The organism is Pseudovibrio sp. JE062 (genome assembly GCF_000156235.1).
Lineage (GTDB): Bacteria > Pseudomonadota > Alphaproteobacteria > Rhizobiales > Stappiaceae > Pseudovibrio.
The window spans coordinates 1-1,745 of the sequence record NZ_DS996811.1 but is presented as its reverse complement, the minus strand read 5'-3'; the positions used below and the strand labels follow the sequence as shown (position 1 = coordinate 1,745).

Sequence of the window (1,745 nt, the reverse complement as noted above, 5' to 3'; positions counted from 1 at the left end):
TAATTATATTTATAAATATTGAATTATCAAACATAGAATAACTCATGGTAACTTGAGTTGTATCCAGATATGCGTGTTGATAACTAAGTATTCAGTCATATTTAATTGTATGTCAGACATGGATTAGGCTAGTCCTATCATTCTGCTCTTTTGATGAGGCTGAAGCGCGATGGTGTCCACATACACGCAGGATCTGCGAGATCAGATAACTGAGGAACTGGCTCGCCAGCTGTTTTCGGCGGAACTGAAACCGGGTGACTTTCTGCCAAAGGAACTGGAACTGACGGAACAGTTTGGTGTCAGCCGTGCCACCATGCGCAGTGCGCTGGCCACCTTCACCAATCACGGTATCATCGAACGCATCTCCGGCTTCGGCACCCGCGTCAAAGATTATCAGGACTGGAACATCCTCTCTCCGCAAGTGGCCACGTGGATTGCGCAGTATGGCGGCAACACGCTCATCTTCGCCCGCGAGATTTTCCGATTTCGTACCTCCGTGGAACCGTTCATCGCCATGGAAGCAGCCCGCCGCGCCACGGCCAAGGATCTGATGAAGATCGAGGCGGCGTGGAATGGCATGTACGCGGCCATGCAGAAGGATGATCTGATCTATCGCGGCAAGCACTTTCAGCAGTACGACACGCAGTTTCATGAGGCGATTTATCAGGCCACGCACAATCTAGTCTGGGTACAGATCGGACGCAGCACCATGCCTGCGGTGTTCGTGCTGATCAAGAAAACCACGGAAGCGGCGAGTGAGCTGAGCGACAGTCTGGAACGCCACCGCCATCTGCTGGAAGCCATCCGCCTGCGGGATGCAGAAGCGGCCCGCAAAGCCTCTGTGCGCATCATCGATCGCGCCGCCTATGACCTTGACCTGAGTGATCTGAACGAAGAGATCCGCGAGAACTCCTTGGCCAACGTGGTGATGCAGAATGAGCGCGACCGCCTCCCCTCTGATTGAGCACTCCATCCATTCCAATAAATCTCCTTTAGAGAAGCCCCATGAAAATCACAGGCATTGAAACCATCAACCTCAAAGAATTTCGCAATGTAACCTGGGTGCGTGTGCACACCGATGCTGGCAGCTTTGGTCTGGGCGAAACGTTTTATGGCTCCGATGCGGTTTGCGGTTTCATCCATGAAACATTGGCAGATGAGCTGATTGGCCGTGATCCAACCCAGATTGACGCCATCTCCCGCCTGTTGCTGAATCCCATCTGCGGTTTCAATTCCACCGGCGCAGAAATGCGGGCCGCCTCTGCCATCGATATCGCCCTTTGGGACCTTGCCGGTAAAACCCTCGGCGTGCCGGTGCATCAGCTGCTGGGAGGCAAAAGCCGCGATAAAATCCGCGCGTATAACACCTGCGCGGGCTATGAGTATGTGAAGGACAAGCAGGTCAACACCACGGAGGACTGGAGCACGGAATCTGTTGCTGAAGGTCCCTATGAGGATCTGGAGGCGTTCCTGTCTGATGCGGGCGCACTGGCCAAGAGCCTGCTGGACATGGGCTTTCGCGGCATGAAGATCTGGCCGTTTGACCAGTTCGCCGTAAAAACCAATGGCACCTACATTTCACCGGAAGATCTGGAGGCAGGCCTGCGCCCCTTCAAGCAAATCCGTGAAGCTGTGGGCGATGCCATGGACATTCACGTGGAGCTGCACAGCGTGTGGAACCTGCCAATGGCCGAGAAGATCGCGCGTGCGTTGAAACCCTACAACGTGTTCTGGCTGGAAGACCC

At 54.2% G+C, this 1,745-nt stretch carries 2 protein-coding genes; both read left to right on the top strand.

The window, feature by feature from the left end; translation table 11 throughout:
• Positions 1-169: 169 nt before the first annotated feature.
• Positions 170-964: a FadR/GntR family transcriptional regulator gene (locus PJE062_RS16960; protein ID WP_008550801.1), complete on the top strand. Its 795-nt coding sequence runs from the start codon at positions 170-172 to the stop codon at positions 962-964.
• Positions 965-1,005: 41 nt separating this feature from the next.
• The coding region (locus tag PJE062_RS16955; protein WP_008551153.1) for a mandelate racemase/muconate lactonizing enzyme family protein at positions 1,006-1,745 on the top strand (740 nt) is incomplete at its 3' end.

Excerpts from the sequence above, each read along its gene's own strand:
- PJE062_RS16960 (WP_008550801.1), top strand. The coding sequence starts at position 170 with ATGGTGTCCACATACACGCAGGATCTGCGAGATCAGATAACTGAGGAA.